This window comes from Shewanella waksmanii ATCC BAA-643 (assembly GCF_000518805.1).
GTDB lineage: Bacteria > Pseudomonadota > Gammaproteobacteria > Enterobacterales > Shewanellaceae > Shewanella > Shewanella waksmanii.
Map to the genome: position 1 here is coordinate 125,106 of NZ_JAEH01000007.1, position 16,508 is coordinate 141,613.

Annotated in this window: 10 protein-coding genes; 6 read left to right on the forward strand and 4 right to left on the reverse strand. The window is 42.0% G+C overall.

Going from position 1 to position 16,508, the window contains the following annotated elements:
• The first annotated feature begins 18 nt into the window (after positions 1-18).
• Together L865_RS0104995 and L865_RS0105000 are read left to right on the forward strand one after the other, a co-directional pair.
• Entirely contained in the window at positions 19-2,595 is a 2,577-nt protein-coding gene (locus tag L865_RS0104995; protein ID WP_028772221.1) for a M1 family metallopeptidase, read from the forward strand.
• 122 nt (positions 2,596-2,717) lie between these two features.
• Positions 2,718-3,638 carry a manganese-dependent inorganic pyrophosphatase gene (locus L865_RS0105000; protein WP_028772222.1) on the forward strand — a complete coding sequence of 307 codons (921 nt, stop codon included), beginning with the start codon at positions 2,718-2,720 and terminating at the stop codon, positions 3,636-3,638.
• A 52-nt stretch (positions 3,639-3,690) separates the two neighbouring features.
• Here the strand turns inward: L865_RS0105000 and L865_RS0105005 are convergent, their stop codons facing one another.
• Entirely contained in the window at positions 3,691-6,087 is a 2,397-nt protein-coding gene (locus tag L865_RS0105005) for a Lon protease family protein (RefSeq protein WP_028772223.1), read from the reverse strand.
• Positions 6,088-6,370: 283 nt separating this feature from the next.
• Here L865_RS0105005 and L865_RS0105010 point away from each other — a divergent pair, with 283 nt between their 5' ends.
• Positions 6,371-8,632, forward strand: coding sequence for a collagenase (locus tag L865_RS0105010; protein ID WP_028772224.1), 2,262 nt, complete (start codon positions 6,371-6,373; stop codon positions 8,630-8,632).
• 1,652 nt (positions 8,633-10,284) lie between these two features.
• On the opposite strand, the gene L865_RS0105015 is transcribed toward L865_RS0105010, so the two are convergent.
• Together L865_RS0105015 and L865_RS23175 are read right to left on the reverse strand one after the other, a co-directional pair.
• A complete protein-coding gene (locus L865_RS0105015; RefSeq protein WP_037470552.1) occupies positions 10,285-11,571 on the reverse strand; it encodes a tyrosine-type recombinase/integrase in 1,287 nt (428 codons plus the stop codon).
• Between the two features lie 95 nt (positions 11,572-11,666).
• Positions 11,667-11,942, reverse strand: coding sequence for a hypothetical protein (locus L865_RS23175; RefSeq protein WP_037470553.1), 276 nt, complete (start codon positions 11,940-11,942; stop codon positions 11,667-11,669).
• Between the two features lie 194 nt (positions 11,943-12,136).
• On the opposite strand from L865_RS23175, the gene L865_RS0105025 reads away from it, so the two are divergent.
• The gene (locus L865_RS0105025) at positions 12,137-13,705 is read left to right on the forward strand and encodes a DUF3369 domain-containing protein (RefSeq protein WP_028772226.1); all 1,569 of its coding nucleotides are present in this window, start codon (positions 12,137-12,139) and stop codon (positions 13,703-13,705) included.
• Between the two features lie 10 nt (positions 13,706-13,715).
• Here the strand turns inward: L865_RS0105025 and L865_RS0105030 are convergent, their stop codons facing one another.
• Positions 13,716-14,177: a hypothetical protein gene (locus L865_RS0105030; protein ID WP_028772227.1), complete on the reverse strand. Its 462-nt coding sequence runs from the start codon at positions 14,175-14,177 to the stop codon at positions 13,716-13,718.
• Positions 14,178-14,441: 264 nt separating this feature from the next.
• Here L865_RS0105030 and ccoN point away from each other — a divergent pair, with 264 nt between their 5' ends.
• Both ccoN and ccoO read left to right on the forward strand, forming a co-directional pair.
• On the forward strand, positions 14,442-15,869 hold the full coding sequence (gene ccoN, locus L865_RS0105035; RefSeq protein ID WP_028772228.1) for a cytochrome-c oxidase, cbb3-type subunit I: 1,428 nt from the start codon (positions 14,442-14,444) through the stop codon (positions 15,867-15,869).
• Positions 15,870-15,881: 12 nt separating this feature from the next.
• Positions 15,882-16,508, forward strand: a complete 627-nt coding sequence (gene ccoO / locus L865_RS0105040; RefSeq protein ID WP_028772229.1) for a cytochrome-c oxidase, cbb3-type subunit II — start codon at positions 15,882-15,884, stop codon at positions 16,506-16,508.

Consider the following 16,508-nt stretch of genomic DNA (forward strand, 5'->3'; position numbering starts at 1 on the left):
TAAGTATAAGGAAAATACATGTCACTCCTAGTCAGAACCAGCGTGGTAGCGCTGGCATTGGTGAGCAGCGCTGCCTCTCACGCTAATGAATATGTACTAAAAAAAGTCGCCAAACCCAAGTCGCAATCAGTCAACCTTAAGCTAGATCCCAATCTAGAAACCTTTTCTGGTTCAACCAACATAAAAATAGAAGTGCTTAAAGCCACTAATGTCATCGAATTAAATGGTGTTGACTATCAAGTGACTGAAGCATTGTTGTCCGGGCAATCCGATTGTGATCTTGCCAGCCAAGCCAATGATAAAGGTATTGTTAGCTTTAGTTGTGCCAGCACAATACAACCTGGCAGTTACCAATTAGATATTGATTTTACTGCCCCCTATAATCGTAATTCGGTTGGGCTTTATAAAACCATCGATGGCGATCTACCGTACTTATTTACCCAATTTGAAATGAGTGATGCACGTCGAGCATTTCCACTCTTTGACGAACCAGAATATAAGGTACCGTTTCAGTTAACCATTGCTTCGCCACAAATTAATAAAGTTTACAGCAACACTCCGGTGGTCAGTGAAGAAAATAACGATGGCTGGACTACCCATACTTTCGCGCCAACTAAAACAATCTCTAGCTATTTAGTTGCGTTAGCAGTAGGGCAGTTTGAAGAGATACCGGTTGAAGGGATGAGTGTTCCTGGCCGAGTCATCACAACTAAAGGCAAAATTCATTTAGCCAAGTATGCCGCAGAGCAAATGCCCATCGTGCTTAAGGCGTTAGAAGACTATTTCGGTTCAGATTATCCATTTGCAAAGTTAGATTCTGTCGCGGTACCTGAGTTTCCTTTTGGTGCAATGGAAAATGCCGGACTAGTTACTTATCGCGAAGATATCCTGCTATTAGATAGCGCTAATGCCAGTGATGTAAGTAAACGCAGAGCGGTGTCAATTATTGGACATGAACTCGCACACCAATGGTACGGCAACTTAGTCACCATGGCTTGGTGGAACGATCTTTGGTTAAATGAAGCGTTTGCAAGTTGGATGGCAGCAAAGGTTACCCATCAGACTCATCCAGAATTTGAATCTCACCTTAATCTGTCAAAAAATCGCGCCATGTCAGCTGATGCGAGACTATCAACCAAACCGATTCGTAAACCTATTCGCACTGAAGCAGACATTATGGATGGGTTGGGGCTGGCTTATAGCAAGGGTGAAGCTGTGCTTGCTATGGTGGAGAATTGGATAGGTGAAGAGGAGTTTAAGCAAGGTATTCGCAATTACATCAACACCCATAGTTACAAAAACACAGAAGCAAGCGATTTGTGGAATGCGCTAGCCAAATCTTCAGGTAAAGATGTACCGAGTGTGTTGAAGTCTTATATTGAGCAGTCTTCGTACCCGTTAATTAAGGTTAGCCAGCAGGGTGAGAAACTCAATGTCTCTCAACAACGATTCGTTTATGCCGAAGTAGACGCACCGCAGCAATCATGGACAGTACCAGTAGTGTTTAAGTATGGCGTTAACGGTCAGACGTTTGAAAAGTCGATTTTGTTAAGCGAAAGAACCCAAATCGTGGACCTAGGTGTTAATGCTGATTGGGTTTACCCTGACAGCAATGCAATGGGTTACTACCGCTGGGCACTTGATGGTGCTGGCTTTGAACGTTTGCTAGCAAATGTTCAGCAACTATCGGATAGAGAAAGAAAAGCAATGATTTCATCGGCTGATGCGCTATTAGACGGTGGCTTTTTATCAGCTGGGGAATTACTTTCAGTTTTAGGGCAATTTACTAAAGATCCACACGCTGGCATTATCGCAAGTGCGATTGCTTATATTAATATTCAAAAGCAACCTTTTGTCGATGAAAACAATGAGCAACAGTGGGCAAAATTTATAGGCCAAAGCGTTGCGCCTTTAGTTGAGCGCTATGGTGTTATTGCTAAGGCAGATGAAGATGCACAAATTAGTCAGCTACGCCCTAGGTTTGTCAAGCTGCTGGCTTTTGAAGCAAAAGATAGCAATATCATTAAGGTGGCATTGGAGCAAAGTAAGCGTTATTTGAGTGGCAGTACCGATGTCGATTCCTACCTCATTGGTACATATTTGCAAATCGCAGTTTATAATGGCGATGCAGCATTGCTCAAACAAGTTATACAAGCTTTTGAGCAAACTAAAGATCCGACTAAACGTACCCATCTTATGTTAGCAATGGGCTACGCACCGCAAGGTAAATTACAGCAACAAGTATTAGCCTATTCGTTAACCGATACCGTTAAAGCGCCGGATTTAAGCTATATCTATTCAGGGCAAACCTATACAAAATCACGAGCCAACGATTTCCGTGATTGGGCGTATTTAAACTACCAAACTATTGCCGCAAAAGTACCACCTTTCGCGTTACCTAGGCTGCCAGCTTTGTATGGTGGTGGTTGTGATGAAGAGGTGTTTAATAAAGCTAATCGCTTTTTCAAGCAGCAGCTTGACGCGGTGCCAGGATATGGCCGAGCGTTAGCAAAATTGGAAGAAAGCGTGCAGAACTGTGTGCGTTTACGCCTTAGAGAAAAGGCCAGTGTTGATGGCTTCCTTAGACAATTTTAAACACTAGTACCAATTAAAGGCACCGCAAGGTGCCTTTTCTTTGGCAATCAAGACAAAAGGAGTAATGTAAATTTGTTTTGTATTTGGTAAAATGCCGCCAATTTTTTTAAAGAGACTTGATTATGCCAATGTATGTAGTGGGACATAAGATCCCTGATTCTGATTCTATTTGTGGTGCAATAGCATTAGCTTACTTAAAAAATCAAATTGGTGAGAGTGCTGTCGCTACGCGCCTTGGTGATGTTTCACCTGAAACTGCGTTTATTCTAGATCGTTTTGGATTTGATGCCCCTGATTTTAAAGAAAGTTATGCTGGTGAGCAGGTCTATATTGTTGATCACTCTGAGCTTACTCAAGCACCAGACGATATTGAGCAAGCGACCATCGTTGGTATTGTAGACCACCATAAACTTGGTGATCTAACCACCTCTACGCCACTAGAATGCTGGATACGTCCTGTAGGTTGCAGCAATACTGTGATTAAAATGATGTACGATTTTTACAATGTAGAAATCCCTAAAGACATCGCGGGTATCATGTTGTGCGCTATCTTAAGTGACACAGTTATCTTTAAATCACCAACTTGTACTACCGCAGACATTCGTTGTGTTGAAGTACTCGCTGAAATCGCTGGTATCGAAGACTATAAAGCGCTCGGCATGGAAATGTTCAAAGTTAAATCTGCAGTAGAAGGTACGCCGGCTCGTGATCTGGTGATGCGTGATTTTAAAGATTTTAATATGAACGGTAATCTAGTCGGTATCGGCCAGCTTGAAGTGATTGATTTATCAGTTTTCGATGCTATCAAAGCTGATTTGGTTGCTGATATTGCTAAACTGAAACAAGAAGGCAATCGTCACACTGTGATGCTATTGCTTACTGATATTATGAAAGAAGGATCAGAAGTCTTAATTATTTCAGATGATGCAAACCTTACCGAACGCGCTTACGACAAAGCATCTACCGATGGCAAAGTGTGGCTAGATGGCGTATTAAGCCGTAAAAAACAGGTCGTGCCTCCTTTACAAGCGGCTTTTGCTTAGCCACTCAGGCTAACTCGCAGTATAAAACAGGCCGCTTTAAGCGGCCTTTTTATTATGACTTTTTAGCTAATTGTTGCTGTTGATGTAGCCGCAACTTATTTAGTCGCACTTCTGCTTTGGCAAATAAAGTATCGGCAGGGTAGTCTTCAAACTCAAAATCACGTTCGCCAACGTCATGGTCTGTTAGCAGCGAAAGTGCCTCATTTACGTGCTCTACAGCCCATATGGTAAATTGGCCTTTGGCCACCGCGTCCACTATATCTTGCCTCAACATCAGATTCTGCACGTTAGAAGCAGGGATGATCACGCCTTGGCTCGCTTGGCGGCCTTGAATTTGGCAGACATCGAAGAAACCTTCTATCTTTTCATTGACGCCACCAATCGGCTGCGCGGCGCCAAATTGATTCATAGAGCCGGTAATTGCGATATCTTGCCTTAGTGGGATTTTTGAAAACGCTGACAAAATTGCACACAGTTCCGCCATAGAGGCGCTATCACCATCAACACCACCATAATTTTGCTCAAATGTAATATGAGTTGAGAGCGGTATATTATCCGTTTGGCCAAATATGGTTGCTAAATAAGCGCTCAAAATCATCACCCCTTTAGAGTGCAAACTACCAGCTAATTCTACTTTTCGCTCAATATCAAATACAGTGCCATCACCATAGGCAGTCGTTGCGGTGATTCGACTTGGCGCGCCAAACTGATGATCTGAAGTAGCAATAACAGACAATGCATTTATTTGGCCAACAACCTTACCTTGGGTATTAAGTAAGGTTGTGCCGTTAATAAAGCTCTGCATCACATTGTCTTTAAGGCGGCAGACTCGATGTTCATGATTTGCAAGCGCTTGATTGACATGACTTGCACGAATTAAATTGGCTTTAGCAGCCCTTGCAACATAGTTTGACTCGCGCAGTAAATTAGCAATGTCTGCACTGTGTAACGACAACTTGTTTTGATCATCAGCTTGGCGAGAACTGAACTCGATAATACGTTTGATTGCACCACGATCGCAGTGAAGCATCTTATTGCCATGCACTATGCTAGAGATAAACTGAGCATAATGAGCTTCTGACTGTTTAGTTCGCGGCATGACATCTTCAAAATCTGCAGTGACTCTAAATAACTCTTTAAATTCAGAATCATAATGCTGTAGTAGTTGATAAGTCTGATAATCACCAAACAGAATGATTTTGACATTAAGCGGGATAGGCTCAGGGTCGAGTGAAATTGTGCCAGATAACGTCACCTCGCGTTCTAGCGAGCTCAAGCTTAACTTTCTTGACCGTAATGCCCGTTTTAATCCATCCCATACATAGGGCTGCTCTAGTACTTTAATGGCATCAATCATTAACACGCCACCATTGGCTTTGTGTAAGCTGCCACTGCGTATTAGCGAAAAGTCGGAAAAGATGGTGCCTTTATAAGTGGCATTTTCGATGTAGCCAAAAATATTATGGTAGTTAGGGCTCTCTTCTACCACAATTGGAATTGTTTCTTGCTGACTCACTAGCACGTTAATTTGATAACGTCGTGGCATCTTCTTTTCTAACGAAGCATAGGAGAGGGCGATCTGCTCATCATTTTGCTCCAAAAAGATATCTAGGTTGTCGAGAATATCTTTGTGCATCGCACTGAGATGGCGAGTGACACTTTTTATTTCGGCATATTGCTGTTTTAACGGTTCGATTAAATGACTAAGTACTTCTTGTGCGACTTCTTCATCATGTTTCTGCTGTTTCTCAGAATACTCTTCTTCCCAAGTAGTAAACTTACGCACCACTTCTCTGAGCTTAGATTCCAACTCACTGATACTGTTTTCTAATGTTGCTTGCTCTTGTTCAGGTAGATTGAGAAAAGAGTCTTCTGTATGCGGCTCTTCGCCATTCATTGCGACAAGCTCGTAACTTCCTTGCGCAGAGATAGATAGGCTAACGCTATTGGCAGCGCCTTCTGCAGTAATTTGTCCTAGTGCTTCTTCTTGGCGTTGTGCCAATGTAGTTTTTAGTTTTTCAGCCCTGGTGTAATACATCTCGTTATCAAAAGCTAACGGTAACGCCTTACTTAGCCGTTGCATTAATTTTTCAATGCTTTTCTTAAATGCTAAACCGCTACCCAAGGGCAGCTTCAACACTTTGGGCGTTCTCGCTTCCTCGAAATTAACCACATAGCACCAATCGTAACGCTTGGTGCCATTTGGCTGATAGCGATTTAGATAGCGCATCACCATAGTTCGTTTGCCTAAACCATTGCGGCCAATCGCATAAATATTATAGCCCTTGTCTTTCATCGACATGGCGAACTCTACGGCTTGCTGCGCGCGTTCTTGACCGACGATTTCATCAAGCGGTGTTAAATGTTTAGTGGTTTTACAATTAGCGTCCAGTCCGGATAGATCAGACTCTCGGTAAATCTTGTCACGAGTAAGGGAAGTTATAGGCATAGGGCAAATCCTCGTATGACAGAAGTTAAAACCAGTGTATGCATGAGTTTTAAATATTTCAGTAGTTTATTTAAGCAATAGTGCAAAACCAGTGATTTAACTGACTAACTGCTTAAAAAGCCGTCACTTCATGGCGCTATCGCCAACATGAATTTCTTTCAATATGAATATTGTATGCAATTTGTTAATTTTTTGAAGGTTTAATGTCACAAAAAGCTTAGCGACGTGATTTGTGAACTCTACTCAATAGCTAAAAAACAAAAAGAGCCCTTCAGGAGCTGATATGCAAAACCGGAAATTTTTATACATGCGCATGAAACCAATCAGTATTAGCATTGCATTAGCGCTTTCATTAGCAGCTTGTAGCAGTGACGATGATGATAATCAAACAGAACCAGTTGTTGAGCCTACACCACCCCCTGTGGTAGAAGAAATTCCAGGTGAAACATTGACGCTTGATGTCGTACACCAACATATTGATACTGCTGAACCTGTCTCTTTTTACATTGACGTGACCGAGGCCGCACCAGCATTAGTCGTGAGTTTATTTAGTGGTGAAGCAAATAAAAACCTTGGCGATCCTGATGTTTACGTTCGCTATGAGGGCATCGCAACCAGTGGCGAAACCGGAGAGTTTGATTGTGTTTCTTATAACGGAACTAATTATAACGAAACCTGCATAATCGATGATGCCGAGCCAGGACGCTACCATATTTTGGTAGATGCCTATGCTGAAGCTGCAACGGTAGATGCTTCAATTGTTGCCACCACTAGTTTGTTTAGTCAAAGTGTAATGTGTGACGTTCCGGTTCAAATACGCGCACAATCAATGACCATAGAGCAAGTTCAAAGCGCTTGTGATGTGCTTGCAGATACTAAGGTGCGCTTTGACAATGCCTTTGAAGCTATCAGTCCTGCTTTTGACCTACCCGTAGAAAACGATCTAAACGAAGTCACTAATCTCAATATATTCAGTAGCCTATCTAACCATGCTGCTTGGGCAGAGCATCTGTTTGATACCGGTAATACCAGTGGGATTTATTTTGAAATCTCACCAACAGACTGGTGGCATGACTCTACCATTCTCACTTTTAATGCCCTTGAGTGGAGTGGTGGAAGAGATGTAATTCGCTCATTAGACCATGAATACTTGCATGCCTTAGATGGTCGTTATAATAAAGAAGGCGGCTATAAAGAAAACCTTAGTTGGTGGTCTGAAGGTTTAGCAGAGTACCTAGGTACCTTCTACCAGCGCAGTTATCAAGCCTTAGTGACAGCAAGCGAAGATTCGCCTTATACATTGGCTCAAATTTTTAATGGTGAAAGTAATGCCTATTCGTGGGGCGAGTTAGCGGTAGGTTTTTTGATAGAGCAACGCCCAGAACTTGTCACTAACATGCTAACTGAAATGCGAGCGGGTAACTGGGATGCATTTGATCTGCTACTAGCCGATATAGCCAGCAATGAGCAAGCTAGCTTTGAAACGTGGTACACGCAGACTTTACCGCAACAATTTGCGGCTAGTGCTACAACACTGGAAGTGGATAGCTATCAACAAATCAATGGCAGAGGAGGTTGGTTATACTCTGTATCTGTGCCCGAAAACTCACCTGCAGTCACCTTTGCCACCCAAGGTGGTTCAGGCAATGTAGATTTATGGGTCAATCAAGGTAGTCCAATCCACCCATACGGTGGTACTGAGGTCACTTGTAGTTCGATTTCAGATAGCAACAGCGAGAGCTGTACCATCGACAGCCCCGTGGCCGGTGATTACTACGTGACAATTGGCTCAGATTTTGTTGGCGCAGATATCATTGATTTGTATGTAAGTGCATGTATCGGTGAGGATTGTAGTGTTGATCTGCCGGAACCTATGGCCTTAACCATGATAACTGAACCCTATTTACCTCACTGGCCAAATAAGGGTGAATTAGGTACCTGTAGTTTAGCTGAAACATACCGTACATCTTATGATATTGCTGATGCTGTATCGGTTACCAACACAACTGACACTCCTGTTAAGGTTTATTGGTTGAGTACATCACAAGGTAATAGAGCAGGCGGGTCATACATGACCTTAGAGCAGGGCGATAGTTTTACTCCCGATAACTGGCGTGTTGGAGAGCGCATCATGCTAACCGACATTGTTGATAATTGTCTTGCAGTGGCTATTTTAAATGACGAAACCAATACATTTGATATTGAAGCTAAACATGTTGAAAATGCCGCTACTGAAGTGGTGTTACCGGAAGCGACAGCTGAAATGGGTAGCTGTGATTTGGTTCAGCCATACACCCGTGAAAGCGGTAATGCGCCAGAATTTATCGTAGCTAATGCTTCTACCAATAGTTACAACCTTTACTGGATTAGTGATTCAACCGGCGAGCCATACTTAGATAACGTATACGCCACACTAGAGCAGAATGAAATGTACACCGCAGACTTCTGGGCTATTGGCGACCGAATGATGGTAGCTGATAGCAATAATGAGTGCGTTGGCGTGCTGGATCTTAATGATACCAGTAACATTTTTGTCTTAGACTAAAAATTTAAATCTGTTGTGCAAACCCCATGCAGGTAACTGCATGGGGTTTTTTATTGTTTATAAACATTGTTCATAAAATTAGTAAAGCACTGATACTAGGATCAAATAGTCGGTACAAGGCACATCTAGTAGGCCCTTAATTAAAGGCTATTAAATGCGACGATGATTAATAGCAATGAACATTGCAGTATCAACAAGGTCTTAAAGGGCTAAATAGAACACAGATTTAGCTAGGTGATTATAAACAAGCAATAAGCCAAAGAAACCAACGTTAACGCTAAGATATAGAAAGAGTCACACCATGGATTAAATGCTGCTTTCAAACTTTGTATCAGTGACAAGGTTTTATACAGCAAAACAAGAGCGGCAACGAAACCAGGAGGCATATAGGTATAATGGCTTTTCTTTGATAGTTACTCACAAACCCTATTTAACATAATATACATTGTGCGCATATGTGGGTATTATTGTTATAGAAGCTTAGTGACTAATCATGTGACACTAAACTAGGCTTGGTCTTCCTATAAATAAGCAATGCGCTACTGCCCATCATGCTGCTTAGTTGGTGCTTAGCAATATACATCGCTTCGCTTAACTAAAACTTGCACACCATGTCTTGCTAACACTCAGTCACGCTGACAAGCAAAACCAAAATGGTTTGTTAAGTCAAACATTACAGAATTAAGCAGTAACGAACCTAGCGGTACCAATGTTAGTTTTTGGCTGAGTATTTAAGTCGCTCCATTTATTCGCTGGACTAGTTATTTACCTTTGCTATTTACCTTTGTGGCAACAGCGAGTTTAATCGGCAACTAAAGCATCCACCATAACTAACACCTGGTAGCTATTCATTCCGTATAGCTAGTTTAATTGAATACTGCTGTTTTTATAGGCGTCGCTACGTGCACGAAATTATTTCTTACTAGGCTTAGTACTGCAGATTTTACGTAGCGACGCGTGAATTTTGCCAAGCTCTAACGAAATCAGCCCAAAAATGCTAAAAGATAACCAGTAACATTTTTATGCCAAGGCTAATTTGTTAAACACGTCATATACAAAAACCAGTCATTGAGTAGCCAACATGCAGTTACCGCTAAACTCATTACTCATTTTTAGTAAGCTAAGCGATAAGTTTGCACACCATTTTTGCAGGGATTGGTTGCTAACTTCAGCGCACAAGTGACTTTGCTGCGAAAGTGTTTACCATTTTCTACACCGTATAAAGTGCTAAACAGTGTTGTGCCAACTCACTTAATAATAGCTACAGCAATAATTAAGACTAACGGCCGTTTACTAGAAAATACAGTTGGTCAATCACAGTAGCTTTAACCACTGTGATTGTTAACCTCGTAAATCTATAACAGCTCAGTTACTTGACCGTTCTGTGCCATTTATAAGCAATAAATGACGGTATTTGTTTTAGTAACTTAATGCCGATAATGATACTTATCGGCATTAACTCATACAATTTACATAAGATATGCCCGGTCATATATATTGTGTGACTTGTCACCAAAAATACACCTAAATGTCTCTAAGTGGCAATAATCAAAATCTAGACTAAAGCCTGAAACTTCGGAACCAGCCTTTGCCAAATTGATGTTCTAGCTAGCGCATTATAGCTAACACACATACTTGTTATGTGTGTTTTTTTATTCAATTCCTGCTAGCACATCCAATGGTTTATTTGCCGCGCTAGCATCTCTTTCGCTACCTAGAGTATGTAAATACAGGCTTGTAGTATCGATGCTCTCATGCCCCGCATCGGCTTGCACATGGGATAATGGACGCTGATTAATATTAATATCGTGCGTAATTCCAGTATGTCGAATACTGTGTGCAGACATCTTCCTCATAAAAACAGCATCATCATACAAGTCGTCGCTTTCGATACTTTTAGCTGCATTTTCGATGATAAATTCGATAATGTCGCGTATCTGGCGTATGCCTAAATTTGCATTAATTGTTCCTGCTTCCCTGCCCCGTCCTGCCGGACGATGGCGAACGAATAAAGGCGTTTCATCAGTAGGACTTGGATAAGGAACCAAGCCAAGATAGCGACGATAATCTTGTAGCGCCTGCAAGAGCGCTTTGGAAACTGAAATGTACCTCGACTTTTGGCCTTTGCTCTTTGGCAAGTAAAATTGCCAGATATTTGAATGTTTATTCAGTTTAAACTGACCCATTATTGGGCTATACCCTGCTCTGGCGCTTACATCTGATACTCGCAAATAACAACTATAAACCAGTTTAATCAAAAACAAGCTTCGCTGATGAGCCTCTGGTTCCTGAAGAGCAAGTTTCTCTGCAGTAGCGATAATGTAAGACCACTGCAGCTCAGTAAATGCCATTTGATTACTATCATCATTACTAATGCTATGGCGAGCCTTGCTAGCGAATCTAGAATGATTCAACCATGCCTGTGCTGGGTTACGTTCGGTTACCTCTTCGCTTATTAGATAGTTGTAAAAGGACGATAAGATGGCAACTTTGGTTTTTAGCGCGTTGTCACTAAGTTGATAAGGCAGTGCGATACCATCATGCTTTTTGCCAATAAAAGGCTTCCATTTTGGGTTTGGGATCTGACTGGAGACATCGAACTTTATGAATTGTGCCACATTGAAGTAGCCGACCAGTTCAATCGGAGGATTAAGGCAATAATCGATATATTGTGATATTTGCTGTCGTTTAAGTGCGGCAGGACTCAATTTAGCGACACTAAAACACCAATTTAGAAATGTCGTTAATTCACTGCGATAGCTTTTAAAGCTATTCTCATTGTCTTTCTGACAATAAAGTAATTCGCAACTACATTGATAGATCAGCCCCGCATCTTCTACTTGATTCAGGGAAATATGAGTGATGTGATCATTAACGGTCTGATTACCCGTTAAAATGGTTGCCGCGTTCTCGAATAACGGCATAGCAAACGGTGTCATAAGTATGTTCAGTCGCTAAATTCGTTCGCTTAGCATGCAATAAAATAAGCCGTTAATAAATGGGCTAGACCAAAATAAGCTGTATATATATCCAGTTATTTACTGGTTGTTAGAATTTTAACCAATGTAGGGTAATCATTAAGATCGCTCACTGGTTCATATTGTTGTTCTTGACTATGAAAATCACAATCTATGCAAGACTGCTCCTGACAATGTATGCGTTGTTTACAACTCGTTAAGCAGATCTGCCACACTTGCTGTTTGGTATGCTGATCCAAGCAGCGAAAATCTGCAGCACATAGCCCGCCACTTCTGATTAAGTTTGCTAATACATCGTAAGAAAGCGAAATATTGAGTTTTTGATTAGCCATTGCGTTGTTCATTTGAAAGCGATTAAGCTTAATATACCTAAATGAGAATTATTATCAACAACTAATAAAGTTGAAGTTTTTCATAAGGCTTTACTTAAATTATTGGCACGATAGTACAAAAAAAACGGGTCAAATTCGTAAGCTGTTCTACACTCATGTATGTAGGGAATTTTTCATACATTCGAGGATGACTGATGCTGATAGACATGGCCAAGAAAAGCCCCCTCTTTTCAGGTAAAAAAAAGGCTGCCGAAGAAGCTGCTGGCCCCGCGTGGCGGATTTTAATTGTAGATGATGAGCCAGATGTACATACCGTTACCAAACTTGCACTGTCACGTTTTAAGTTAGATAACCGCCCATTGGAGTTTATTAATGCTTACAGTGGAGAGGAAGCTAAATCCATTTTGATGGATGAGAAAGACGTAGCAATGGCTTTTGTTGATGTGGTGATGGAAAGTGATCATGCAGGTTTAGAGTTAGTTAAATGGATCCGTGAAGACGCTAGCAACAAGTCTATTAGATTAATCCTACGCACCGGTCAACCAGGACAAGCTCCTGAAGAAGATGTCATTGTTAACTATGATATTAATGACTACAAAGCAAAAGCTGAGTTAGATTCAAGAAAACTTATCACCAGCGTCTACTCAGCGCTTCGCTCTTACCGTGACATCATGGCGATAGAGCAAGCCAAACAAGCACAGATACAGCACCGTCAGGGTCTAGAGCGCGTCGTCAAGGCTACTTCCGGGTTGTTCGAGCTACGTACCCTGCACAACTTTGCTGATGGATTACTTTTTCAAGTAGCCAACTTATTGAATTTAAGCAATGAAACCCTTCTGCTTTCATGTAACTCGATAGATGCCATGAGCGAAAATGTCGACAGCGAAGAGCCACACATTCTAGCGGGAACCGGTCAGTTTGCTGCACATCATGAAAAACCGGTACCTGATCATATTGAAAAAGCATTAAAGCAAGCGTTAAGAGAAAAACGTTGCTTATATGAGAACAATTGTTTTATTGGATACTTCCCGGCAAAGAGTGGCTGGATCAATTTGTTATACATGGACAACATTGCAGCCATAGGCGATTTAGACAAAAAATTAATTGATGTTTTTGCTATCAATGTCGGGGTGGCATTCGAAAACCTACTGTTAAACAAAGAGCTTGAAGATACGCAGTCAGAGCTTATTTTACGTTTGGGTGATGTCGTTGAAAGCCGTTCTAAAGAAGCAGCTAACCATGTAAAACGTATGGCTGAGTACTGTTATCAGTTGGCACTGCTCTACGGTTTAGATGAGCACCAGGCAGACCTAATTAAACATGCCTCACCCATGCATGATATCGGAAAAATCGCCACGCCAGATTCGGTGTTGCTCAAACCCGGTAAGCTTAACGATGAAGAATGGGAGATAATGCGTCAGCACCCTGCTGTTGGTCATCAAATCTTAGCTAACTCTGAACGACCCATCTTGAAAGCTGCCAGCATTATTGCGCTGCAACACCATGAAAAATATGATGGTTCTGGCTACCCTAGTGGTTTAAAAGCTGATGAGATCCATATTTTCGCGAGAATAGTTGCCATAGCTGATGTATTTGATGCACTTACCCATGCGCGCTGCTATAAGCCCGCTTGGCCACTTGATGAAGTATTGGTTGAAATGAAAAAAGGCTCTGGTTTACATTTCGACCCAGATCTCCTTAACCTTTTTATCGACAACATAGACGTGTTTAATAAAGTCAAGGAAACGCTTTCGGACGACTAACATAATTTTATCACAGTGGATTATCCGCTAAAAAGTCAAACCAGAAACTCATTGTTTGCCCTTGGGTAGTGACATTAACCTGAGCTCGCCAAACCATATAGTTACTGCTGCAAGAACCGTATATTAACTCACCTTGATATACATCTTTAGCCTGTTGCTGCAGATTTACTGGAATAATCCCCATAAACATGTCTCTTCCTTTTACCTGCATGTCTATTTGATCCACGATGTGGTTGGTACGGACTATCAAATGAATAGGCTTTTCACTTGGCGCGTGGGTTGGGGTAAGTTCAAGAGATACGGTTAATTCTCCGATTTGTTGTTGGCATGGCCCTTGAGAAAACTGGCACAAACTCTCATCTACTTCCACTACCTTTTTAGCGGTTTGATCTTCCTTCCCACAGCCAACCAAAACACAAAGAAGTGTGACAAATATCACATTAAAACCTACTAAAGAACGTCTGATTAGCACAATTTTCAACCTTTTGAAGCAATTTGTTCACATTGTATATATGTAGCTTGATCTGGATCAATATTTGAGACCGCATAATTCCTATCTTTTTTGATATCGCTCAAGTATCATTGCGTTGCTCTGGATTAATTTACGTTAATGTAGGGTGACACATTGACACTTTTAGCGATGTTTCGTAGGGAATGTGGCTCATGGTGTCCTCATACCGGGTAAAACCAAGTTTTACTCAAACAATAAGTATAAGTAATAAGCAGTGGAAGCAATATGATGAACCATTCCCAGCCTCAAGGCGCTGATTACAATTACACCGTAGTTCGCCAATTCGCTTTAACCACAGTTTTGTGGGGCATCATTGGTATGACAGTCGGTGTATTGATCGCGGCTCAGTTAATCTGGCCACAACTGAACTTTGAAACCCCATGGCTTACGTACAGTCGTCTAAGACCTCTGCACACTAACGCCGTGATTTTCGCGTTCGGAACATCAGCACTATTCGCAACATCCTACTATATCGTTCAACGCACCTGTCAAACCCGTTTATTTGCGCCCAAGTTGGCTGCATTTACATTCTGGGGTTGGCAAGCCATTATTCTGTCAGCAGTTGTGACCTTGCCATTGGGTATCACCAGCGGTAAAGAATATGCTGAACTTGAATGGCCAATCGATATTGCTATCACCATTGTGTGGGTAGCGTACGCCGTTGTCTTCTTCGGTACCATTATTAAGCGAACTACCTCACATATTTATGTGGCGAACTGGTTCTTTGGTGCCTTCATTATTACCGTAGCGGTGCTTCACATTGTTAACTCAATGTCTGTCCCTATCAGCCTTTGGAAATCTTATTCCTTATATGCTGGTGCCGTCGATGCGATGGTACAGTGGTGGTACGGCCATAACGCGGTAGGCTTCCTGTTGACAGCTGGTTTCCTCGGTATGATGTACTACTTTGTACCTAAGCAAGCGGGTCGTCCTGTTTATTCTTACCGTTTGTCTATTGTCCACTTCTGGGCATTGATTGCCCTATACATCTGGGCTGGTCCACATCACCTGCACTACACCGCGCTACCTGACTGGACTCAGTCATTAGGTATGGTGATGTCATTGATCTTATTTGCCCCATCTTGGGGTGGTATGATTAACGGTATTATGACCCTTTCAGGCGCTTGGCATAAGCTAAGAACCGACCCTGTTTTACGTTTCCTTGTTGTGTCTTTGTCGTTCTATGGTATGTCGACATTTGAAGGCCCAATGATGGCAATTAAAACCGTAAACGCCCTTTCTCATTACACTGACTGGACAGTAGGACACGTTCACTCTGGTGCGCTAGGTTGGGTAGCGATGGTTTCAATTGGTTCTCTATATCACCTTATCCCAGCTATTTATGGTCATGGCCGTATGTATAGCAACAATCTAGTCAATGTGCATTTCTGGCTGGCTACGATCGGTACGGTTCTTTATATCGTATCAATGTGGATCAGTGGTGTTATGCAGGGTCTAATGTGGCGTGCAGTAAACTCGGACGGAACACTTACTTATAGTTTCGTTGAGAGTATTGAAGCCTCTTACCCATTCTACTTTGTTCGATTCTTGGGTGGTGTGTTCTTCGTGACTGGTATGTTGTTAATGGCATACAACGTCATCAAGACAGTTAAAGCACCAAAAGAATCACTGCCAGCACCAGCTGAAGCATAAGGGGTAGATGAGATGAAATTCAATCATGAAATAGTCGAGAAGAATATCGGTCTATTGGGTATTTTCACTGTATTAGCCATCAGTGTTGGTGGTTTGGTACAGATCACCCCCCTACTCTTCCAAAAAGACACCACTGAACCTGTAGATGGTTTACGTCCTTATACAGCCTTAGAGCTTGAAGGTAGAGACATCTATATCCGTGAAGGTTGCTACAACTGTCACAGCCAGATGATTCGTCCACTACGCGCTGAAACAGAGCGTTATGGACACTACTCTGTAGCCGGTGAATCAGTGTGGGATCATCCATTCCAGTGGGGTTCTAAGCGTACTGGTCCGGATCTCGCCCGTGTGGGTGGTCGCTATAGCGATAAGTGGCATGAAGTGCACTTAATCGATCCTCGTGCCGTTGTACCACAGTCAAACATGCCAGGTTTCCCTTGGCTAGCTGAGAATACCTTAGATGGTAAGTACACTCAGAAGAAAATGACTGTACTCAACAACATGCACCCTGGTGAATATAAAGGCAACAACCTTTATACGCAGGAAGAGTTAGAAGGCGCACAAAAAGCAGTTGAGGGTAAAACCGAAATGCAAGCGCTTATCGCTTACCTGCAGTCGCTAGGTCACGCACTAAAATAA

What these genes read in the sequence shown, in the direction of transcription:
- L865_RS0105005 (WP_028772223.1), bottom strand. Translation starts at nt 6,087, where the DNA reads ATGCCTATAACTTCCCTTACTCGTGACAAGATTTACCGAGAGTCTGAT.
- L865_RS0105025 (WP_028772226.1), top strand. Translation starts at nt 12,137, where the DNA reads ATGCTGATAGACATGGCCAAGAAAAGCCCCCTCTTTTCAGGTAAAAAA.
- ccoO (WP_028772229.1), top strand. Translation starts at nt 15,882, where the DNA reads ATGAAATTCAATCATGAAATAGTCGAGAAGAATATCGGTCTATTGGGT.
- L865_RS23175 (WP_037470553.1), bottom strand. Translation starts at nt 11,942, where the DNA reads ATGGCTAATCAAAAACTCAATATTTCGCTTTCTTACGATGTATTAGCA.
- ccoN (WP_028772228.1), top strand. Translation starts at nt 14,442, where the DNA reads ATGATGAACCATTCCCAGCCTCAAGGCGCTGATTACAATTACACCGTA.
- L865_RS0105000 (WP_028772222.1), top strand. Translation starts at nt 2,718, where the DNA reads ATGCCAATGTATGTAGTGGGACATAAGATCCCTGATTCTGATTCTATT.
- L865_RS0105015 (WP_037470552.1), bottom strand. Translation starts at nt 11,571, where the DNA reads ATGACACCGTTTGCTATGCCGTTATTCGAGAACGCGGCAACCATTTTA.
- L865_RS0104995 (WP_028772221.1), top strand. Translation starts at nt 19, where the DNA reads ATGTCACTCCTAGTCAGAACCAGCGTGGTAGCGCTGGCATTGGTGAGC.
- L865_RS0105010 (WP_028772224.1), top strand. Translation starts at nt 6,371, where the DNA reads ATGCAAAACCGGAAATTTTTATACATGCGCATGAAACCAATCAGTATT.